Origin of the sequence: Yoonia sp. (genome assembly GCF_017854565.1) — a bacterium.
Lineage (GTDB): Bacteria > Pseudomonadota > Alphaproteobacteria > Rhodobacterales > Rhodobacteraceae > Yoonia.
In genome coordinates this window covers 1-20526 of record NZ_JAFMHJ010000005.1, presented here as the reverse complement: position 1 = coordinate 20526, position 20526 = coordinate 1, and the positions used below count along the sequence as shown (strand labels likewise).

The window sequence follows — 20526 nt, the reverse complement described above, 5'->3', positions numbered from 1 at the left end:
CATGGCCACTATCGTTCTTTCTGCGGCTGGTATGGCCATTGGCGGGTCTATTGGCGGCTCGGTTCTGGGGTTGTCGATGGCTGTGATTGGCCGGGCGGCCGGCGCCGCCATTGGCCAACGCATTGATCAGCAGCTTTTGGGGGCGGGCAGTGAACCGGTTGAAGCCGGGCGGATCGACCGTTTTCGGATGACGGGTGCCAGCGAAGGGGCTGACATGCAGCAGGTCTATGGCCGGATGCGTGTGCCGGGACAGGTGATCTGGGCGACGACGTTTCAGGAAAATCGTGCGACGACGGGTGGGGGCAAAGGGGCCGGGCCAGCGCCTGCGACGACGCAGTATTCTTACAGTGTGAGTATGGCGGTCGGGCTATGCGAGGGCGAGATTGGTCGTGTCGGGCGCATATGGGCCGATGGTGTGGAGGTATCGCGCGATGATCTCAATATGCGGGTATACTCGGGAACGGCGGATCAGTTGCCGGACCCAAAGATTGCGGCTGTTGAAGGCATCGAGAATGTGCCCGCGTATCGCGGCACGGCCTATGTCGTATTCGAGGACCTGTCGCTGGATCAATTCGGCAAACGGGTGCCACAGTTCACATTCGAGGTGATGCGCGCAGCACCAGCGGATGCAGATGCCAACGTCGCTGGCTTGACTGATCTGATAAGTGGTGTCGCGCTGATTCCGGGAACCGGAGAGTATGGATTAGCCACATCACATGTCTATCTGTCACCGGCTTACGGCGAGCAGGTCGCGGTAAATACGAACTCGCCTTTGGGGGGGACGGATTTTACCGTTGCACTGAATGCGTTGGAGGAAGAGCTACCGAAGTGCAAATCCGTTGTGGTCGTTGTGTCGTGGTTCGGGGATGATTTGCGCTGTGCGGAATGCACGATCGCGCCCAAGGTCGAGCAGCGCGAAGTCGATGCAACGGATATGCCCTGGCGTGTCGCGGGGCAATCACGCACCAATGCTGCGAATGTGCCATTGGTTGACGGACAACCGGTCTATGGCGGAACCCCGACGGATGCGGCCGTGGTAGAGGCGATCGTGGATTTGCGGGCACGCGGGCTGGAACCGGTGTTCTATCCGTTCATCCTGATGGAGCAATTGGCGCAGAACGCATTACCTGATCCGTGGAGCGGAACGGTGGGTCAGCCGGCGTTGCCGTGGCGGGGGCGGATTACTACTTCGCTTGCGCCAATGCAGGCGGGCACGCCCGATGGCACCGCCGCCGCACAGGCTGAGGTTGCGGCGTTTATGGGCACGGCTGCGCTGGGCGACTTTGCGATTTCCGGCACATCGGTTACCTATTCAGGGCCTGATGAATGGGGATATCGTCGGTTCATTCTACATTATGCGTCTCTTTGTGTGGCCGCAGGCGGGGTGACCGCGTTTTGCATCGGTTCAGAGATGCGCGGGCTGACGCAGATCAGAGGTGCGGGAAACACCTTTCCCGGTGTTGCCGCCCTCAGAGCGCTCGCGGCTGATGTGCGTGCGATACTGGGGACTGACTGCAAAATCAGCTATGCGGCGGACTGGTCGGAATACCACGGCTATCAACCCGCAGGGACCGCAGACAAGTTCTTTCATCTTGATCCGCTTTGGGCTGATTCAAACATCGATTTCATTGGCGTCGACAACTACATGCCGTTGGCAGATTGGCGCGACGGTGAAGATCATGCTGATATCGCAGCGGGCGCTATTTATAACCTTGATTACTTGCAGGCAAATGTGGCCGGTGGCGAGGGGTATGCGTGGTATTACCATTCTCCCGAGGCGCGTGATGCGCAGATCAGGACACCGATCACTGATGGTGCCGGGGAGCCGTGGGTGTGGCGGTACAAGGACTTTGCCGGGTGGTGGAGCAATCAGCACCATGACCGCATTGATGGTGTAAGGCAGGCCAGCCACACGGCGTGGGTGCCGCAGAGCAAACCGATCTGGTTTACCGAATTCGGCTGTGCGGCGATTGATAAGGGGGCCAATCAGCCCAACAAGTTTCTCGATCCGAAATCGTCGGAATCGCAGTTGCCCTACTATTCAAACGGCAACCGCGATGATTTTATGCAAATGGAATATCTGCGCGCAGTTTATGGGTACTTTGCGGATGAGGCGCATAATCCCAACTCGACCGAGTATGATGGACGCATGATTGCGACGGACCGAATGCATGTCTGGTCATGGGATGCGCGGCCTTATCCGTTCTTTCCGGGCAATCGGGCGTTGTGGTCTGACGGCGGCAATTATGCACGTGGGCATTGGCTGAACGGGCGTGCGTCAAACCGCACATTGGCCTGCGTTGTTGCAGAGATATGCGAACGGTCCGGATTGATCCGGTATGACGTGTCGCGCCTTTATGGCGTGGTGCGCGGCTATAGTACACGCGATATCACGTCAGCGCGCGCGGCGCTGCAGCCACTGATGCTGACCTACGGCTTTGAAGCAATGGAGCGCGGCGGCGTCTTGGTGTTTCAGAACCGCGATGGACGCGCTGATCACCTGATCACAGAGGATACTTTGGCGATTGACCCGGAAAAGGACCAATCTGTCGCTCTGACCCGCGCGCCTGCCGCAGAAATTGCCGGCCGTGTGCAACTGGGATATATTGATGCGGACGCCGACTATGAAGCCATCGCGGCTGAGGCCATTCATCCTGATGAGGTAAGTCTGGGCGTTACCAGAACCGAAGTGCCCATCGCGTTGACGCGCAGTGAAGGGCAAAATACTGTGTCACGCTGGATTCAAGAAGCACGCGTAGGGCGCGACACGGCCACATTTTCTTTGCCGCCATCGCAATTGAGCGTGGGGGCTGGGGATGTGGTCGCGTTGCAGACTGCGCAGCATAACGGCCTGTATCGCATTGATCGGATCGAAGACGCGGGATTGCGCCTCGCCGAAGCGACGCGGATTGATCCAGAAGTGTATCGTGCACAGACAACGCTGGATAATGGCACCGTTCTGCAGCCATTCGTCGGCCCTGTGCCGGTTGAGATGCTGTTTATGGACCTGCCGTTACTGACCGGGGACGAGGTGCCGCACGCACCGCATATTGCTGCGGCTGGGCGACCGTGGCCCGGCAGTATCGCGCTTTATGGTGCGGCGCAGGACAGCGGATATACCTTGCAGGAGATCATCAATGACGCTGCTGTCATCGGCGTGACGCAATCGGCACTGCCACGGGGGCCGGTGGGGATTTGGGACCGGCAGAGTGGGTTTGACGTGAGGCTGATAAACGGCGCGCTGGGCGCGGTTACGACGCAGGCTTTGCTATCGGGGGCCAACACCATTGCGATTGGTGATGGTTCAGCGGATCTTTGGGAAATTGTGCAATTTCGTGATGCGGTTCCGCTGGCGGACAGGACATTCGCGGTATCGGGACTGCTGCGCGGTCAGGCGGGTAGCCGCGGGGTTATGCCAGACATCTGGCCGGCGGGTTCGCGTGTTGTGGTGCTGAATGGTGTGCCCGCACAAATCACACTGCCGACTGCCACACGCGGCACCGCGCGCCATTTCCGCTATGGACCAGCAAAGCGCCCGATTGCCGACCCGAGCTTTCGGTATTCTGTATCTACATTCAAAGGCAATGGGTTGCGACCTTATCCGGTGGCCCATTTGCGGGCTGTTCCATCGGTTGCGGGACTGGACGTCAGTTGGATCAGGTGCAGTCGGATTGATGGCGATATATGGCCGGATGGCGATATTCCGCTGGGCGAGGAAAGCGAGAGTTACGTGGTGCGCATCATCCAGGACGGAGTTTTGCGGCGCGAGGAAACGCTATCAGCCACAACTTGGGCCTATGATGCTGCCACCCTCGCGGGAGAGGTCGGGTCGGCACCGTACAGGGTCGAGGTTGCTCAGGTGTCATCGCGGTTTGGTGCGGGGCCGTTTGTCGCGCAAACGCTGCAACCGTAAACAGCGCGATGCGTCCGGTTCAATTGGCCGACATCGAAGTGGCCGCGCGGGTGCTGATGCCAATTGACCCGCCCGCGCGTTTCCGGGTCATGACAGAGATTGTCGACAGGGCTGTGGCCGCAGACCGCTATCGAAAAACATGCGGCAGGGCCCACCCGGATTTCGGATGCGGCACGTTGATGTCGGCCGCTGAACGCTATGAAAAAATCGCCCGCCCAGTATCATGTGGGCGGGATTATCTGGCTTGCATCGTGATTGTTGCGAGCGTCTTGACGGACCGGCATAGCAATCAATTCTTGTGATTGAGCTACTCACAGCTTTGTTCTTGGCGAAGTGACCCTATCTGGACTAAACAAGGGCCAGTAATGAAGGATCGACGCCATGGCATATGCACAAACATCTTTGACAGAGCTTGACCCAGTTTGGCACCGTATCTGCGAAGAGGCTGAGGATGCGGTGGTGGCTGAGCCGTTGATGGGTGGATTGATCCACGCCAGCGTTCTGCACCACAAGAATTTTGAAGGTGCGCTTGCGTATCGGATTGCGATGAAACTCGCTTCGCCGGAAATGTCCGAGCAAATCCTGCGCGAGATTGCCGACGAGGCATATGCCATCGAGCCTGCGCTGACGTCTGATGCGCGGGCCGATCTGGTGGCGATTTATGATCGCGACCCTGCCTGCCACCGTTTCGTGCAACCACTTTTGTTTTTCAAGGGGTTCCAAGCTGTGCAGGCGTATCGGCTTGGTCATTGGCTTTGGCGGCAGGGGCGGCATGATCTGGCATATTTCGTTCAGATGCGCGGCAGCGAGATATTTGGTGTTGATATCCACCCGGCTGCACGTATTGGCAAAGGCATCATGATTGATCACGCCCATTCCATCGTGGTGGGCGAGACGGCGGTGGTTGGCGACAATGTATCAATGCTGCATTCGGTGACGCTGGGCGGCACCGGCAAAGAAGATGATGATCGCCACCCCAAGATCGGCAACGGCGTCCTGATCGGCGCTGGTGCGAAGGTGCTTGGCAACATCACTGTCGGGCAGTGCAGCAGAATTGCAGCGGGTTCAGTCGTGTTAGAAGACGTTCCGCCGATGAAAACTGTCGCAGGCGTCCCGGCAAGAATCGTCGGCGAGGCGGGATGTTCCCAGCCGTCGATGACAATGGATCATCTGCTTGATCACATGGATTGAACGCAAAACGCCGACCCGGTACCGGGTCGGCGTTTTCGTCATATAAAGCGACCTGATCAGGCCAGCATTGTCATTGGGTTTTCAAGGTTGTCCTTGATCGCCTGCATCAGGTTGGCACCCAGTGCACCGTCAATCACCCTGTGATCAACAGACAGCGTGACAGACATCACGGTACCAACAGTCAGTTCCCCGTCTGCACCAATGATCGGCTTTTTCGCGCCAGCACCGACAGCCAGAATGGCGGAATGCGGTGGGTTGATGATGGCATCAAAGTTGTCGATACCGAACATCCCAAGGTTTGAAACAGCAAAGCTGCCGCCTTGATATTCGTGCGGGGCAAGTTTGCGCGCACGTGCCCGCCCGGCGAGGTCTTTCATTTCGGCTGAAAGTGCCGAAAGCGATTTCATCTCGGCATCTCTGAGCACGGGGGTAAACAGTCCACCTTCGATGGCGACGGCAACCGCAACGTCAGATTTTTCGAACTTCAGCGTCCGGTCACCCGCCCAAACTGCATTCGCCTCTGGTACCTGTTGCAGCGCAAGCGCACAGGCCTTGATGACAAAGTCGTTGACCGACAGCTTCACACCGCGACCTTCCAACTGCTTGTTGAGTTGGCTGCGGAATTTCAGCAAGGCATCAAGGTTGATGTCCCGACGCAGATAGAAATGCGGGACCGATTGCTTGGCCTCGGTCAGGCGGGCCGCGATGGTTTTGCGCATTCCGTCCAGTTTCACCTCTTCAAACGGGCGATCCGCATAGGTCTTCAGGATCACATCGGTCGATGGACCTGCCGCCATCGCAGCAGCGGCGGGCGCTGCCGCTTTTGCTGCCGGTGGTGCAGATTTAGGCGCAGCGGTTGCACCTTCAACGTCTGCTTTGACAATGCGACCATGTGGGCCAGAGCCGGTGATTTGGCTTAGGTCCAGTCCTTTGTCAGCAGCGATCCGTCGGGCCAAGGGTGTCGCAAAGACGCGCGTACCGTCGGTTTTGGCGGGGGCCGCCGGGGCAGGCGCCGTCGCAGCGGGTGCCGCTGTTTCAGCCGCCGGTGCGGCCGCCGCCGCTTTGGGTGCAGGGGCGGTGCCAATATCATCCGCGCTCTCGCCCTCTTCAAGCAGAATGGCGATCACTTCGTTGACCTTCACACCTTCGGTGCCTGCCGCGATCAGGATCTTCCCGATAACGCCTTCGTCGACGGCCTCGAACTCCATCGTGGCTTTGTCGGTTTCGATTTCGGCCAGAAGATCACCGGACGACACGGTATCGCCCTCCTTGACCAACCATTTTGCCAGTGTGCCCTCCTCCATCGTGGGGGACAGGGCGGGCATCAGAATTTCTGTGGGCATCGCTGCGTCTCCTTACCGGTAAGTCACTTGTTTGCAGGCGGCGACGACTTCGTCGGCGGTCAGCAAAGCATGTTTTTCGAGGTTGGCTGCGTAGGGCATTGGTACGTCCTTGCCGGTGCAGTTGATCACTGGGGCGTCCAGATAATCAAACGCCTGCTGCATGATCACGTTGCTGATGTACCCGCCGACGCTGCCCTGCGGCCAGCCTTCCTCGACGGTGACACAGCGGTTTGTCTTGCGAACCGATGCCAAAATAGTTTCGGTGTCCATCGGGCGCAGGGTGCGCAGGTTGATGACTTCGGCATTGATGCCTTCTTCCGCCAGCTTTTCTGCGGCCGTCAGGGCATAGGTCACACCGATCCCGAAGCTAACGATTGTCACATCATCGCCCGCGCGTTCAATCTTGGCTTTGCCGAATGGAATGGTGAAATCATCCATGACAGGTACGTCAAAGGATTTGCCATAAAGAATTTCATTCTCAAGGAAGATGACCGGGTTGGGATCGCGGATCGCGGTCTTCATCAGCCCTTTGGCATCAGAGGCAGAGTAGGGCATGACAACTTTCAGGCCGGGGACCTGCATATACCATGCGGCGTAACATTGCGAGTGCTGTGCACCCACGCGGGCAGCGGCACCGTTGGGACCACGGAACACCATGGGCGCACCCATCTGACCGCCTGACATATACAGTGTCTTGGCTGCAGAGTTGATAATGTGATCAATGGCTTGCATCGCAAAGTTGAACGTCATGAATTCGACGATCGGCTTTAGTCCACCAAATGCGGCCCCCGTGGCGATACCTGCAAAACCATGTTCGGTAATCGGGGTATCAATCACGCGCTTGGCACCAAACTCATCCAGCAGACCCTGCGAGATTTTATAGGCGCCCTGGTATTCGGCAACCTCTTCGCCCATCAGGAATACGTCAGGATCGCGGCGCATTTCTTCGGCCATTGCGTCGCGCAGGGCTTCGCGAACGGTCGTTGGCTTGACCTCGACATCGGCACCCCAGTCGGGGGTCGTGTCAGTCACAGGCGCGGCGGCAGCCACTGTCGCTGGTGCCTTGGCTGGCGCGGTTTCCTGTGGGGCGTCCTGTTTTGCGGCTGGCGCTGCGGTATCGGCGGATGGGACGGCCTCGCCTTCTTCGACTAAAATTGCGATTGGCGTGTTCACTTTCACGCCTTCGGTGCCAGCTTCGATTAGAATCTTGCCAATGATGCCTTCATCAACGGCTTCAAATTCCATCGTCGCCTTGTCGGTTTCGATTTCGGCCATGATATCGCCTGATGATACGGTATCGCCCTCTTTCACCAGCCACTTGGCCAGCGTGCCTTCTTCCATTGTCGGCGACAGGGCGGGCATTAGGATTTCGATTGCCATGGCGTTAGCCCTCCACTTTCGCATAAATATCTGTCCAAAGTTCTTCCAGCGCGGGCTCCGGGCTTTCCTTGGAAAACTCTGCGGCCTCGTTCACGATGGCTTTGATGTCCTTGTCGATGGCTTTCAGGTCATCCTCGGACGCGTGTTTTCCGGTCAAAAGCATGTCGCGGATTTGTTCAATCGGGTCGCGTTCGTCGCGCATCTTCTGCACTTCTTCACGGGTGCGATATTTGGCAGGGTCCGACATGGAATGGCCGCGATAGCGATATGTTTTGACCTCAAGGATATAGGGGCCTTTGCCCGCACGGCAGTAGGCCACGGCGCGTTCGCCTGCGGCTTTGACCGCCAGAACGTCCATCCCGTCGACTTCCTCGCCTTCGATGCCATAGGCTGCCCCGCGCTCCCAAAGCGACGGCGATTTCGTGGACCGCACAACCGACGTGCCCATGGCATAGCCGTTATTCTCGATCACGAAAATCACTGGCAAATCCCAAAGCTCGGCCATGTTGTAAGTCTCGTAGACCTGACCCTGGTTGGCCGCACCGTCACCGAAATAGGCGAATGTCACGCGGTCATTGCCTTTGTACTTGTCAGAAAATGCCAGACCCGCACCCAGCGGCACCTGCGCACCAACGATGCCGTGGCCGCCATAGAAATGCTTCTCTTTCGAGAACATGTGCATGGAGCCGCCTTTGCCTTTTGAAAAGCCGCCCTCGCGGCCCGTCAGTTCGGCCATGATCCCTTTTGGGTCCATGCCGCAAGCTAGCATATGACCGTGATCGCGATACGAGGTGACACGTTTGTCGCCCTCATCGGCGGCGGCCTCAAGGCCAACAACAACGGCTTCTTGTCCGATATACAGGTGGCAAAATCCGCCGATCAGGCCCATGCCATATAACTGGCCCGCCTTTTCCTCAAATCGCCGGATCAGCAGCATTTCACGGTAATGTCCCAGCAATTCCTCGGCTGAGACGTTGGGCTTCGCGGCGGCCTTTTTCGGCGGCATGTGCAATCCTCCAGCGCTTAGATAATATAGTTTAGCATTAAACTATCTTTTAAAGCATGCGAATGAGAATTGCGAGGGGCAAAGTGACCTTCCGTCAGTGCGGTTCGTCAAAGCCGCATTGCGCCTAGCGAATAACGATTTCGTCGGACCGAATAAGGCCGAGGACATCGCGCGCTTGTTGATCGAGAAGATCAAGATCGAGAAAGGTGTCAGACAGGCGTCGGGTCAGGTTTTCCATTTCGGCAACCTGTGCGTCAAGCGTTGCCAGCTCTGTTGCAAGGGCCTGATGTTCTGCGGTGACTTCAATACGCTTGAAAAGCCCATAGTCGCCTTGCACTGCCGCAAACACAAAGTAGAGGCCAAGCATAAGGGCCCCCAGAAAGTAGAACAATGAACCCAACGCGGGGCGATAATTGCCGAACATGTGCGTGCCTCAACTGTTGCCTCTCGCGGACGACTGGCCAGCAGAGTCGCATAAACGAATCGCAATGTGAATCCCTTATTTTCCGAACCGGCGGAAAATAAGGGTTCTGCATCGTAAAAGCATTGGCGCGAGGTGTTATGCCTTGCCGCGGTAGATATCGACCAGTTTGGACAGCATCGCCAGCGCGTCTGCACGGTCGCGCTGGAATGAATTGCGACCGATGATCGACCCATTGCCACCGCCATCGCGGATCGCGCGGGCATCGTCATAGACCGCATCGGCGCCTTTGGCCGCGCCGCCCGAGAACACCATCAGACGGCGCCCGGCAAAGGCGCTGTCAACGCAGTGACGGACACGCGCCGCTTGGGTTGCGATGTCAATGTGCTGTGCCTCGTAGACCTTTTTGGCCTCGCTCAGACACAGATGATCGGTGCTGAGTTTTATTTTAATGATATGCGCCCCCAGCAGGGCCGCGATCTGGGCCGCATATGCAGCGATATCAATGGCTGTTTCGCCATCTTTGTCCAACGCCTCACCGCGTGGGTATGACCAGATGACGGTCGCCACCCCTTTGGCAGCCGCTTCTTTGCGCATTTCGGCGATATCGCTGAACATCTCGAGCGCGGCCGATGACCCCGGATAGATCGTGAAACCAATGGCCGAACAGCCCAGACGCAGCGCATCATCGACAGAGGCGGTGATCGCCTGCGTTTTTGGTGCCGCGTCGGGGATCAGTGAATTGGCCGAGTTCACTTTGAGAATGGTGGGAATCTGACCTGCAAAGGTATCAGCGCCCGCCTCGATCATGCCCAATGGGGCCGCATATGCGTTGAGACCGGCATCAATGGCTAGTTGGTAGTGGTAGTGGGGGTCATAGGCCGGTGGATTGGGCGCAAACGACCGGGCCGGGCCATGTTCAAAACCCTGATCGACCGGCAGGATGATCATCTTGCCGGTGCCGCCCAGTTTGCCGTTCATCATGATCCGGGCAAGGTTCGCTTTGACACCTGGCGTCTCGCCTTCGTAGTTGGAGAGGATCTTTTGAACGGTTCTGGTGGTTTTCATGCGGGGTCCCTCGGATTTACGAAACGCTTTGCATCTCCGATAGGCGGCGGTGAAGCCGGTTGCAATTGTGTTAGCGCAACCGGCCTCGATGTTATCGCTAACAACGGCGATCTAGTTCTGTGTCAGGTAGAGACTTGGCAAATCGGCGTTGATCCAGTCGGTCATCGCGCGCTGCTGCATCTCGGCGGCGACGCCCTGCCAGACACCTGCAACATCGGGTCCGCGCGCACCGAAGCGTGCTTCGATTTCCTCGCGCAGGGATGTGGCAGCAATATCGCCCGCGGCCTCGGCCAGCAGTGCATAGTAATAGGCGTAGGCATAGGATCGCGCTGCATCAGCGCCGGTAAAATGGGCCAATGCCAGGCGGCGCAAATCGCGTGGATCATCGCCGGACACCGCGTTGATCGGGTCCGGTGCATTGGTCTGTTCAAGGTATGCTGTCTGTGCGGCAAGCACATCCTGCGTCCGCATCTGCGCTTCCAGCCGGTCAAGCTGGGCTACGGCACCCGGCATGGCAGCACCCGCAGCGATCAGCGCGTAGCCGTATGCACGCGGTACGTCGTTGTCCTGCACGGCCCGCGCAAGCAGGGCTGCCGCCGGACCTGCCGTGTCGGGCTGATCCAGAAGCGGCACCAACAGGTCAGGCACCAGTGCCCCGCTGCGTGGCACACCGTTGCCGTCCAGCAGTGCAGTCGCAAGTTTGATGCGATCGGTCGCCGTCAGGTTTTCTGGGGACTGAAGCGCCGCCAGATCTGCAAGACTGATGATCTGCGTTCGGGCCAGCGGTGTGCTGCGCGCCTGCAAACCCAGCGCCGCAATCAGGATCTGCGGTGTGCCATACATGTCCGGTTCAATTACGATGCCGCCGGGTGGCAGGTCTGCCTGAATCGTGATCTCGCCCGGGTCTGCGACGAATACCTCGACCTCGCCCATCAGATCGCCGATGAAATTGCGCTCTACCGCGCCCAGTGGCCGCAAGCCGCCCTCGCTGAGGAATTGCGACACGGCTTCGGTGCCCAGTTCGCGGATCGTCACCGGATCGCGCAGATTTTCCGGCAACACCTGTGAGATGGCAGCCCAGCCACCATCATCCTTGAGCGTCGCGACAACGCGACTGACGCGGACAGCCGGGTCACCGGGATAGCCAGATACACCCAGCCGGGGCAGGATCGTGCCGCTGGCGGAATAGTCCAGCACCCCAAAGCCGTTGATGGCGATCGTGCTGTCGACCGCCGTTTCCCCGGTCGTATAGGCATAGCTGGCACGGATCTTGAACTGATCCAGCGGCAGGTCCTTGTAACCTGCCGTGCGCAAGGCCAGCGCGACATCGCGTTCAACACAGGCAAGGCTGGCCCTTGCGCCAACCAGATTAAGGTTCAGCTCTGCCGCGGTCTGGAATGGGTGGGCAAAGTCACTGCTCAGCGTCGCACGCTCGATCGTGATTTCGCACTGGCGGGCCTGATCATAAGGCAACAGGGGCCGTGCCACGATGCCCGAGATCGATACGATCCCGCGCATCGGGTCAGCCGAAAGATGGTCATATTGCAGTTCCATCCGCGTGCGCAGGCCGGAAATAGCCGTGTTGGCAAACGCCATCGCGATGCGGTCGGGGGTAAAAAATTCAGATAGCGTCGCCTGCGGGTCGCGGTCCTGCGCCATGACGGGCATTGCGGACATCAGGACAATGGCGGAACAGGCGGTCAGGGTTGTGACGGGTTTCATGGGCTTTCTCCTTTGAACAATACTCACATATGTGAACAGTGTTCATAATACAAGCCCGATTACAACTTCACAGGTTAAACCATCGCTGTCTGGAATACCCCAACCTAACCCAGCGCGGCCACGCCGGGCAGTTCCTTACCTTCCATCCATTCCAGAAATGCGCCGCCTGCCGTGGAAATATAGGTAAAGTCATCCGCGACACCTGCCTGATTAAGTGCCGCAACCGTGTCACCACCCCCGGCCACGGAAATCAGCTTTCCTGCCTTGGTCAGTTCCGCCGCCTTGACTGCGGCGGCATTGGTGGCCTTGTCGAACGGTTCAATCTCAAACGCGCCCAGCGGGCCGTTCCAAACCAAGGTTTTGGCTTGTTTCAACACTTCGCTGATATAGGCGACGGTGGCGGGACCGGCATCAAGGATCATCGCATCGGCAGGGCAGGCATCGGGCGCGCATATTTCGCTGGCAGCACCAGCCTTGAATGCGCGCGCCACGACAATATCATGCGGCAGAATAATTTCGCAGCCTGCCGCCGCAGCTTTGGCCAAAATGTCGCGGGCGGTATCGGCCAGATCATGCTCGCAAAGTGATTTGCCCACATTGATGCCCTGTGCGGCAAGGAATGTATTGGCCATGCCGCCCCCGATCACCAAATGATCGACCTTGCCGACAAGGTTGCCCAGCAGATCAAGCTTGGTCGATACTTTGGCCCCGCCCACCACGGCGACCACTGGCCGTTCGGGCGTGCCAAGCGCCTTTTCAAGCGCGCCCAGCTCTTCGGCCATCAGACGGCCCGCGCATGACGGCAACAGATGGGCGATCGCTTCGGTGCTTGCGTGCGCGCGATGCGCAGCGGAAAACGCATCATTCACATAGATATCCCCAAGGCTGGCCAGGCGGGCGGCAAACGCGGGGTCGTTCTTTTCTTCGCCGGGGTTGAAGCGCAGGTTTTCCAGCAACAGCACCTCGTCGCCGGCCATCTCGGCCACCGCATCGGCATAGTCGGAATTGACCCAGGTCACCGGCAGGCCCAGCACATTGGCCACGGTTGGCGCGATATGTTCCAGCGACATTTCGGGCACGACCTGACCTTTGGGGCGGTCAAAATGTGCCATCAGGACGACCTTGCCACCTTTTTCCTGAATATCGTCCACGGTTGGGATGATCCGTTCAATACGGGTCGTATCCGTCACGACACCGTTTTCAATCGGCACGTTGATATCCACCCGCACAAGGGCAGTTTTTCCGGCAAAATCCATATCGTCGAGTGTTTTCCAGGCCATCGGTCCATCCTTGTGTTCGGGTTCACCGCTTTGTTGCGGCAATGGGCCGCCCGCGTCAACCGGACCGGGTTGGCAATTGCGTCTGCGCACCATATGTCAGGGCGCAATATGTAGACTAAGGAGCGCCCAATGGCCGAAATCAAAGATCCCGAAAACACAATCATCATGACACTGACAGGCGGCGACGTGGTCATTGCACTGTTGCCCGATGTTGCCCCGGCGCATACTGCCCGGATGAAGGAACTGGCGCGCGCCGGTGCGTATGACAACGTGTGCTTTCACCGCGTTATCGACGGTTTCATGGCCCAGACGGGCGATGTGGCCAATGGCAATATGGAAAAAGATTTCAATATCGGTCGCGCTGGTACGGGCGCGTCCGAACTGCCTGATCTGCCAGCCGAGTTTTCCAAGATCCCACATGCGCGTGGGTCACTGGGTGCGGCACGTTCCGCCAACCCCAATTCGGCGAACAGCCAGTTTTTCATCAACTTCAAGGATAATGATTTCCTGAACGGGCAGTATACTGTCTATGGTCAGGTCATTTCCGGGATGGAACATGTGGATGCCATCGTCAAAGGCGAGCCGCCAAAGAACCCGGACCGGATGATCAGCGTCAAGGTCGCCGCAGATGTTTAGGGCCGCCGCAGTTTTTGCCGTTCTGGCCAGCCCGGCGTTCAGTGCCGGCCTTGAAATCGACATCGCGGGCGAGGCGAACGGCACGATTGTCATCGACCTGTTCGAAGATGTTGCACCGCTGCACGTGGCGCAAATCACCGCTATCGCTGAAACGGGTGCCTATGATGGCGTGGTTTTTCACCGCGTGATTGATGGCTTTATGGCGCAGACCGGTGATGTGCAAAACGGCGTTGACGGTGGTGATCTGTCGCGTGCGGGAACGGGTGGATCCGATCTGCCTGATATTCCTGCCGAGTTTTCGGACAAGCCGTTTGAACGCGGCGTGATCGGCATGGCGCGGTCGCAAAACCCCAATTCGGCCAATAGCCAGTTCTTTATCATGTTCGAACCCGGTTATTTCCTGAACGGCCAGTATACAGTTGTCGGAGAGGTCGCGTCTGGCATGGAGATTGTCGACGCAATCAAACGCGGGACTGGTCCCAACGGGTCTGTTGTCGGTGCGCCCGACATCATGCAGGCCGTCCGGGTGACCGAGTAACAAAAAGTCTGGCCCCCTCACGTTGCCAAGAAGGGGCCAGACGTGGCCGAACATGTTGCGCGCGCTGATATCTGTCAAGAATCGGAGGCAACATGCGCGTTACCCCATTCCCGCTGCATTTTGCGGTGTCGCATCAAATGCGCGTTCCGGCCCGGACTTCTGGGTGCACGAATGGCCCGCACGGATTTTGAAAATACCCTCCGTTGGTCCGTGCCGGTGTGACCGCGCATGGCCGCTGACCCGGCTCGTCGCGGCCGGGGCGGGATATCGCGGGTGCTGGGTGACCAAGGCGGCTTGACACCGATCATCCCAGCGCATCAGTTGCGCGGATGGAACGCAAAACGCAGATTGATCTTTTTGGTGCGACCGCCCTGACGGGTTTTGCGTTGCTGTTGGCATTCAATCAGGTGGTGATCAAAGTGACCAACGGCGGTTTGCAGCCGGTGTTCTTTGCCGGTGTGCGGTCTGCGGGAGCTGTGCTGTGCATCTGGATGTGGCTGCGATGGCGCGGCATCCCCCTGCGGTTCGCGCCGGGCACGCGATTGGCGGGTGTGATCACCGGAACGGTGTTTGCGCTAGAGTTTCTGTGCCTGTTTGTCGCGCTTGATTTGACGACGGTGGGGCGATCCGGCGTCATCTTTTATTCCATGCCGGTCTGGCTGGCGTTCATTGCACATTTCGTGATGCCCGATGACCGGATTACGGCGATCAAGGCGTTGGGGCTGGCATTCGCGTTGGCAGGGGTCGCATGGGCGCTGCTTAATCGGTCTGATGGTGCGGGCAGTTTTTGGGGTGACATGGCGGCGTTGGGTGCGGCCGTGGGCTGGGCTGTGACGGCGATGATGGCCAAAGCCTCGCCTTTGCGGCTGGTGCGCCCCGAAATTCAGCTGTTCTGGCAGGTCGGTGTATCGGCCCCTATTTTGCTGGTTGCGGCCTTGTTTTACGGACCATTCATCCGCGAATTGGCCCCTATTCATATTGCGGGTTTGTTGTTTCAGATCGTGGTGGTTGTCAGCGCAGGCTTCATCTTTTGGCTTTGGCTTTTGTCGATCTATCCGGCATCCGGCGTGGCCTCTTTCAGCTTTCTTTCACCGGTGCTGAGCGTGGGTCTGGGATGGTTTTTGCTGGGCGAGCAGGTCGGCCCCGACCTGATCGGGGCTTTGGTTCTTGTGGCCATTGGGATCATCTTGATCAATCGTCCCGTCAGGTCCCGCAAAACGTCCGTGTGACCCGCTCATTGGGCAACGGCGCCTGCGCGAATTTGGCGGTGTCATTTGTAAGGGGCGCAAAGGGTTCGGTGACGGCCTGCAAAAGGGCATGAAACGGCGCGAGATCGCCCGCGCGACCCGCGACAATCGCCTCTTCGACGCGGTGATTGCGGGGGATGATTTTTGGATTACTGGCAGCCATGATGGCATGTGAATCATTGGATTTGCGCGCCGTCCAGCGGATGGACCATGCATCGAAAGCATCACGATCAAGGAATTGGTCGCGCGTGGCGTCCGTGCCCAATGCCGCAAAGACGTTTGTAAAATCTGCATCGTCCGTCGCCATCAAACCCAGCAGATCGGTGATCAGCGGGCGGTCGTTTTCGGTGGTGTCGGTGATCCCAAGTTTGGCAGCAAAGACAGCAAGCCAAGCCGTTTCGTAAACTTGGGCAAAGCCGTTGACAGCCTGTGTAAAGCTTTCAATCGCCGCATCCCTGTCGGGCATCAGCGGGATAAGCGCCGTGGCGAATTGCGCCATGTTCCATGCACCGATCCCGGGCTGGTTAGAATAGGCATAGCGGCCATATTGATCAATCGCGCTAAAGACAGAGTCGGGATGAAAGTTGTCCATGAACGCGCAGGGGCCATAGTCGATCGTTTCCCCCGCGATTGACACATTGTCGGTATTCATCACGCCGTGGATGAACCCAAGCCCCATCCATTTCGCGATCAGTTTGGCATATTTTTCGATCACCATATCCAGCAGGGCCGCTGTCCCGTCCGCGTCAGGGTAGTGGCGCGCGATCACGTGATCGGCCAATGCCTGCAGCGCCATCATATCCCCGCGCGCAGCAAAAAACTGGAACGTGCCCACGCGGATATGGCTTTGGGCGACGCGGGTGATGATGGCACCGGGCAGCATTTCTTCGCGGTAAACGGGTTCGCCGGTGGTCACGGCGGCCAGCGCCCGCGTGGTCGGCACGCCCATGGCATGCATCGCCTCGCTGACCAGATATTCGCGCATGACCGGTCCAAGCCATGCGCGCCCGTCGCCGCGGCGTGAATAGGGGGTAGGGCCGGCACCCTTAAGCTGGATATCGCGGCGGACGCCGTCGGTGGCCACGACCTCGCCCAGCAGAATCGCGCGGCCATCGCCTAATTGCGGGTTCCAGTTGCCGAATTGGTGGCCAGCATAGGCCTGCGCAAGCGGGGCCGCGCCATCTGGGATTTCATTGCCGGCAAATACGTTTGCGGCATCCAGTTCCGCAGGGTCGATACCTAATAGCGTAGCGAGTGACGCATTTGTCGCAATGATCTGTGGTGCCTGCACCGGGGTTGGCAATTGGGCGGTGAACATCTGGGATGGCAGCGTGGCATAGCTGTTATCAAAGGGAATTTTCATCACAAGATATCCGTCATCACGCGCAGAGTTCGATCGTGGCCAAAGCCGACCTTGGCACAGAACCGTGCGATTGGGTTGTCGCCATCGGGTACATTGGCATGTAGAGCCCGCAAATTGGCCTGCCCAAGGGTGCGCGCAACGCCGTGTAGCACCTCTGTTCCGATACCCCGTTTGCGCACGCTGGGGCGGATAAAGATATCTTCGACCCAGCCGATCAGGCCGCCCAGATCAACCGACCACCCAAAGGTGATCATCACATACCCCAGCGGCGCGCGTGCCGGACCGATCAGCCAGACAGCGCCCAACGGACTGCCATCCAGCAACGGCAAGATGGTAGCGGCACGGTGGGCGTCATCATGGGGCAGGCCACGTTCTTCGTGACTGCGTTGTATCAGCGCCAGAACACGATCGCCGTCATCCGGCCCGGCAAGGTGGATCGCTGTGGTCATAGCCGTGCCAACCGACCGGCGAGCAGCGCGTAAAAGCCAGCCGCATCTATTTCGTTCATGAACGTCGCGTTTTTCGGCCGGTCCGTGACCCGCCACCAATCGGTGACTGTCATGCCCATGGTCAGTTCCGACTGGGTTTCAATCTCGATATTCACATGGCGGCCTTTAAATAGCTGTGGCTCGATCAGATATGCAATGGTGCAGGGGTCGTGCAGCGGCGCCCCCTCAGAGCCATATTTCTCCATATCGAACCGTTCGAAAAAGTCGGTCCATGCGGCGACCATATCACCGACCTTTGTGCCCATGGCGCGAAACGCGTCGATGCGGGGTCTTGTGGTCAGGGCCTGATGCGTGACGTCCAGCGGCATGACCGTCAGCGGCACCCGCGCGCCAAAGACAATTTTGGCGGCTTCGGGATCGACATAGATGTTGAACTCTGCGGTAGGGGTAATGTTGCCAACCGTGAAATACGCACCGCCCATCAGCACGATTTCATGGATGCGGGGGATGATATCGGGGGCTTTTTCAAATGCGGTGGCGATGTTGGTCAGGGGGCCAATTGGGCACAGGGTAACTGTGCCAGACGGCTCGCGCCGCAGCGTTTCGATAATGAAATCAACGCCGTGCTGATCCTGCAGCGGCATTGTAGGGTCGGCCATTTGCGGGCCGTCAAGGCCGGTCTTGCCATGCACATGTTCCGCCGTGACCAGCGCGCGTTGCATCGGCGCATCGCACCCGGCAAAAACCATCATATCGGGTCGCCCTGCCAGTTCGCACACGATCCGGGTGTTCCTTTGGGTCAGCGGCAGGGGCACATTTCCCGCCACTGCGGTGATCCCCAGCACCGTGATATCCTCGGGGGAGGCGAGGGCAAGCAGGATCGCAACGGCGTCGTCCTGTCCGGGGTCTGTGTCGATAATAATCTTGCGGGGGGCCATGTCTGGGTCCTGTTCTTGGGTCAGGTGCAGAGTGTCCTGCCCGGCGCACGGGGGCAAGGGGTCAGACGCGTCCGTGCGCCTTCAGGCGACGATAGAGCGCATCGGCGGCGGCATCACCGGTTTCCAACGCAAAGATATAGGCGTGGGTCAGATAAAAGCAAGCAGCGTCCGTTTCCGCCGCCTGATCCGCCGCTTGGGTATAAAGCGCGACAAGCGCGTGGCGATCACCGTGCGCATGCGCGGCAAGCAGTCTGTCCTGCAATGTCATACACGGCGGTGGGTTGCGATCTTGGCTGCGACCCAATCGTGAAAACAATGGGTTGGCCCGTCCATCGCAGGGCTGAAGCGGCCACCGTCGAAATAGGGGGCATGGCGCCCTTTTTGCATGCCTTCGACCACAAAGATGTCTTCCTCGAACACCGCGCGCCACCGGGTGGCGTTCTTGGCGCGCAGGGCTGCGTCGGTTTGGGCCGTGGCGTAGTAGAGGTGAATATGTTCGCGCGTCGCCGCGAGCGATTGCGGCTCCAGCACGATCACAAAGGCATGGTCACGCTGCACCCCCAACAGGACATTGGGATAGACGGCCATGTATTCGCCGCCGGTGATCCAATTATCGCTGAGGCCCGGAAAGTCGGGAAAGGTCTGACCGTCATCGCCCGACAACTGGCGATAGACCAATGTGCCCTGACCCGAGTATTGGCCAGGCTCTGCAATGTTATAGTGATCTTCGAGCCGGGAATAGCTGCTCAGGCCGGGATGCACCCATGGCAGGTGATAGCTTTCACAGTAGTTTTCGACCGCAAGTTTCCAGTTTGTTTTGAGATCAAGGGCAAAGCGGCTGTCGGGCCCTCCATGATGCATCGGCTGATCGAACGCGGCCCAGCGGGCGATCAGGTCGGCGTGTACCTGTTGAAATGGGGCGGCAGTCCCGTCGATATTGATGAAAACGGTATCGAACCAGATGTGGCTGCGGATTTCGGTCAGGCCCAGTGTCGTTTTGTCGATCGCGTCATGGGTGTTGTGTCCGGGGCCGCCGACGTGCGGCGTTGACACCAGTTTGCCATCAGTCGCATAGCACCATGAATGATAGGGGCAGCGGATCGCGCCTTCGATCTTTTTGGGTTCCGACACCAATATCATGCCGCGGTGTCGGCAGATGTTCTCAAACACACGGACCAGACCGGCGCGGTCGCGGATCAAGAGCAGTGGCATGCCAAGGAAGGTAACAGGCTTGGCGTCGCCGTTTTCAGGCACATCCGCCGTGACGGCAAGGCCGGTCCAGTTTGCCCAAAGCACCGCATGTTTCTCTTGCTCAAACGTCGCGGGGTCGATGTAATGCGCGTTGGGCAGGCCCTTGGCGGTTTCAATCGGCTGACGAACGGCATCGAGAGGGTCTTGGACCATATTGGGTGTCCTTTGTCACCGATATATTAACATGCGGTGCGCTGACGTCGGAGCGTCAGCCGCGACAGCACGTTTGACCAAAGCGACATCGCCCCGACAGCGGTCTGGCCAGAATTCGCCCAAAGTCCTCGGTGCCGTAGGACAAGGATCGCCGGTTGCCCGACCGCGCGGATTTCCAAGCGCGCTTTTGCGCATCAGTCACATGATATGTGGCGCAAGGACGCCGTTTTTCTTTTGTTTTAAAGGGACCCATGGCAATGTGATGCGATAGCGCACATATGTATTAGCGAAGGTGACAATCCTTCTTCATGTCCTGATAGGAGAACGAAAATGATCCGTATGACACAGCTGCTGACACCTCTTGCTGTTCTGACTGTGCTGGCTTTTCCAGCTTTTGCGCAGGATGATGCAATCGATATTAACGGCGATGGGATGTATAGCTTTCCTGAGTTGCAGGCCGTGATACCTGAGATGACAGAAGATGAGTTCACCAGCATGGACACCTCTGGCGATGGCCTGCTGGATGCAGATGAAATCGCCGCGGCCACGCAGGCAGGGCTGCTGCCAGGCTGACGCCGGCACGGGCAATTGTGGGGTTTGATGGTTTGTTCGGGGCTGTTCAGAGGG

18 protein-coding genes are annotated in these 20526 nt (G+C 58.6%); 6 read left to right on the top strand and 12 right to left on the bottom strand.

Annotated features, from left to right (window positions below; translation table 11 throughout):
- The first annotated feature begins 1 nt into the window (after window position 1).
- The gene (locus QZ196_RS03855) at window positions 2-3913 is read left to right on the top strand and encodes a glycoside hydrolase TIM-barrel-like domain-containing protein (protein WP_296424093.1); all 3912 of its coding nucleotides are present in this window, start codon (window positions 2-4) and stop codon (window positions 3911-3913) included.
- Window positions 3914-4294: 381 nt separating this feature from the next.
- Window positions 4295-5104 (top strand): serine O-acetyltransferase, encoded by an 810-nt coding sequence (gene cysE / locus QZ196_RS03850; RefSeq protein WP_296424091.1) that lies wholly within the window; start codon window positions 4295-4297, stop codon window positions 5102-5104.
- 56 nt (window positions 5105-5160) lie between these two features.
- Here the strand turns inward: cysE and QZ196_RS03845 are convergent, their stop codons facing one another.
- From QZ196_RS03845 to QZ196_RS03815, 7 genes are all read right to left on the bottom strand, one after another.
- Entirely contained in the window at window positions 5161-6447 is a 1287-nt protein-coding gene (locus QZ196_RS03845; protein WP_296424089.1) for a pyruvate dehydrogenase complex dihydrolipoamide acetyltransferase, read from the bottom strand.
- Between the two features lie 12 nt (window positions 6448-6459).
- Window positions 6460-7827 carry a pyruvate dehydrogenase complex E1 component subunit beta gene (locus QZ196_RS03840; RefSeq protein ID WP_296424087.1) on the bottom strand — a complete coding sequence of 456 codons (1368 nt, stop codon included), beginning with the start codon at window positions 7825-7827 and terminating at the stop codon, window positions 6460-6462.
- Between the two features lie 4 nt (window positions 7828-7831).
- On the bottom strand, window positions 7832-8833 hold the full coding sequence (pdhA, locus tag QZ196_RS03835; protein ID WP_296424085.1) for a pyruvate dehydrogenase (acetyl-transferring) E1 component subunit alpha: 1002 nt from the start codon (window positions 8831-8833) through the stop codon (window positions 7832-7834).
- A gap of 124 nt (window positions 8834-8957) precedes the next feature.
- The gene (locus QZ196_RS03830) at window positions 8958-9257 is read right to left on the bottom strand and encodes a septum formation initiator family protein (RefSeq protein ID WP_296424083.1); all 300 of its coding nucleotides are present in this window, start codon (window positions 9255-9257) and stop codon (window positions 8958-8960) included.
- Window positions 9258-9392: 135 nt separating this feature from the next.
- Window positions 9393-10322, bottom strand: coding sequence for a class I fructose-bisphosphate aldolase (locus tag QZ196_RS03825; protein WP_296424081.1), 930 nt, complete (start codon window positions 10320-10322; stop codon window positions 9393-9395).
- Between the two features lie 111 nt (window positions 10323-10433).
- The gene (locus tag QZ196_RS03820; protein WP_296424079.1) at window positions 10434-12044 is read right to left on the bottom strand and encodes a hypothetical protein; all 1611 of its coding nucleotides are present in this window, start codon (window positions 12042-12044) and stop codon (window positions 10434-10436) included.
- 104 nt (window positions 12045-12148) lie between these two features.
- On the bottom strand, window positions 12149-13324 hold the full coding sequence (locus QZ196_RS03815) for a phosphoglycerate kinase (protein ID WP_296424077.1): 1176 nt from the start codon (window positions 13322-13324) through the stop codon (window positions 12149-12151).
- A 129-nt stretch (window positions 13325-13453) separates the two neighbouring features.
- On the opposite strand from QZ196_RS03815, the gene QZ196_RS03810 reads away from it, so the two are divergent.
- From QZ196_RS03810 to QZ196_RS03800, 3 genes are all read left to right on the top strand, one after another.
- Window positions 13454-13960 (top strand): peptidylprolyl isomerase, encoded by a 507-nt coding sequence (locus QZ196_RS03810; protein WP_296424075.1) that lies wholly within the window; start codon window positions 13454-13456, stop codon window positions 13958-13960.
- Window positions 13953-14498, top strand: a complete 546-nt coding sequence (locus tag QZ196_RS03805; RefSeq protein WP_296424073.1) for a peptidylprolyl isomerase — start codon at window positions 13953-13955, stop codon at window positions 14496-14498. The genes QZ196_RS03810 and QZ196_RS03805 overlap by 8 nt, the downstream gene beginning before the upstream one ends.
- Before the next feature lie 329 nt (window positions 14499-14827).
- On the top strand, window positions 14828-15727 hold the full coding sequence (locus QZ196_RS03800) for a DMT family transporter (RefSeq protein ID WP_296424071.1): 900 nt from the start codon (window positions 14828-14830) through the stop codon (window positions 15725-15727).
- Here the strand turns inward: QZ196_RS03800 and QZ196_RS03795 are convergent.
- The 5 genes from QZ196_RS03795 to QZ196_RS03775 all read right to left on the bottom strand — a co-directional run bounded on the left by QZ196_RS03795 (window position 15702) and on the right by QZ196_RS03775 (window position 19899).
- Window positions 15702-17108 (bottom strand): protein adenylyltransferase SelO, encoded by a 1407-nt coding sequence (locus tag QZ196_RS03795; protein WP_296424069.1) that lies wholly within the window; start codon window positions 17106-17108, stop codon window positions 15702-15704. The genes QZ196_RS03800 and QZ196_RS03795 overlap by 26 nt on opposite strands.
- On the bottom strand, window positions 17108-17557 hold the full coding sequence (locus tag QZ196_RS03790; protein WP_296424067.1) for a GNAT family N-acetyltransferase: 450 nt from the start codon (window positions 17555-17557) through the stop codon (window positions 17108-17110). Before QZ196_RS03790 ends, QZ196_RS03795 begins: the two co-directional genes overlap by 1 nt.
- Complete coding sequence (locus QZ196_RS03785) at window positions 17554-18495, bottom strand: nucleoside hydrolase (RefSeq protein ID WP_296424065.1); 942 nt, start codon at window positions 18493-18495, stop codon at window positions 17554-17556. Before QZ196_RS03785 ends, QZ196_RS03790 begins: the two co-directional genes overlap by 4 nt.
- A gap of 61 nt (window positions 18496-18556) precedes the next feature.
- A complete protein-coding gene (locus tag QZ196_RS03780; RefSeq protein ID WP_296424063.1) occupies window positions 18557-18763 on the bottom strand; it encodes a hypothetical protein in 207 nt (68 codons plus the stop codon).
- On the bottom strand, window positions 18760-19899 hold the full coding sequence (locus QZ196_RS03775) for an aromatic ring-hydroxylating dioxygenase subunit alpha (RefSeq protein WP_296424060.1): 1140 nt from the start codon (window positions 19897-19899) through the stop codon (window positions 18760-18762). The genes QZ196_RS03780 and QZ196_RS03775 overlap by 4 nt, the downstream gene beginning before the upstream one ends.
- Before the next feature lie 330 nt (window positions 19900-20229).
- Between QZ196_RS03775 and QZ196_RS03770 the strand changes: the two genes are divergently transcribed.
- Window positions 20230-20472 carry a hypothetical protein gene (locus tag QZ196_RS03770; RefSeq protein WP_296424058.1) on the top strand — a complete coding sequence of 81 codons (243 nt, stop codon included), beginning with the start codon at window positions 20230-20232 and terminating at the stop codon, window positions 20470-20472.
- Window positions 20473-20526 lie beyond the last annotated feature (54 nt).

Excerpts from the sequence above, each read along its gene's own strand:
- QZ196_RS03855 (WP_296424093.1), top strand. The coding sequence starts at position 2 with ATGGCCACTATCGTTCTTTCTGCGGCTGGTATGGCCATTGGCGGGTCT.
- cysE (WP_296424091.1), top strand. The coding sequence starts at position 4,295 with ATGGCATATGCACAAACATCTTTGACAGAGCTTGACCCAGTTTGGCAC.
- QZ196_RS03845 (WP_296424089.1), bottom strand. The coding sequence starts at position 6,447 with ATGCCCACAGAAATTCTGATGCCCGCCCTGTCCCCCACGATGGAGGAG.
- QZ196_RS03840 (WP_296424087.1), bottom strand. The coding sequence starts at position 7,827 with ATGGCAATCGAAATCCTAATGCCCGCCCTGTCGCCGACAATGGAAGAA.
- pdhA (WP_296424085.1), bottom strand. The coding sequence starts at position 8,833 with ATGCCGCCGAAAAAGGCCGCCGCGAAGCCCAACGTCTCAGCCGAGGAA.
- QZ196_RS03830 (WP_296424083.1), bottom strand. The coding sequence starts at position 9,257 with ATGTTCGGCAATTATCGCCCCGCGTTGGGTTCATTGTTCTACTTTCTG.
- QZ196_RS03825 (WP_296424081.1), bottom strand. The coding sequence starts at position 10,322 with ATGAAAACCACCAGAACCGTTCAAAAGATCCTCTCCAACTACGAAGGC.
- QZ196_RS03820 (WP_296424079.1), bottom strand. The coding sequence starts at position 12,044 with ATGAAACCCGTCACAACCCTGACCGCCTGTTCCGCCATTGTCCTGATG.
- QZ196_RS03815 (WP_296424077.1), bottom strand. The coding sequence starts at position 13,324 with ATGGCCTGGAAAACACTCGACGATATGGATTTTGCCGGAAAAACTGCC.
- QZ196_RS03810 (WP_296424075.1), top strand. The coding sequence starts at position 13,454 with ATGGCCGAAATCAAAGATCCCGAAAACACAATCATCATGACACTGACA.
- QZ196_RS03805 (WP_296424073.1), top strand. The coding sequence starts at position 13,953 with ATGTTTAGGGCCGCCGCAGTTTTTGCCGTTCTGGCCAGCCCGGCGTTC.
- QZ196_RS03800 (WP_296424071.1), top strand. The coding sequence starts at position 14,828 with ATGGAACGCAAAACGCAGATTGATCTTTTTGGTGCGACCGCCCTGACG.
- QZ196_RS03795 (WP_296424069.1), bottom strand. The coding sequence starts at position 17,108 with ATGAAAATTCCCTTTGATAACAGCTATGCCACGCTGCCATCCCAGATG.
- QZ196_RS03790 (WP_296424067.1), bottom strand. The coding sequence starts at position 17,557 with ATGACCACAGCGATCCACCTTGCCGGGCCGGATGACGGCGATCGTGTT.
- QZ196_RS03785 (WP_296424065.1), bottom strand. The coding sequence starts at position 18,495 with ATGGCCCCCCGCAAGATTATTATCGACACAGACCCCGGACAGGACGAC.
- QZ196_RS03780 (WP_296424063.1), bottom strand. The coding sequence starts at position 18,763 with ATGACATTGCAGGACAGACTGCTTGCCGCGCATGCGCACGGTGATCGC.
- QZ196_RS03775 (WP_296424060.1), bottom strand. The coding sequence starts at position 19,899 with ATGGTCCAAGACCCTCTCGATGCCGTTCGTCAGCCGATTGAAACCGCC.
- QZ196_RS03770 (WP_296424058.1), top strand. The coding sequence starts at position 20,230 with ATGATCCGTATGACACAGCTGCTGACACCTCTTGCTGTTCTGACTGTG.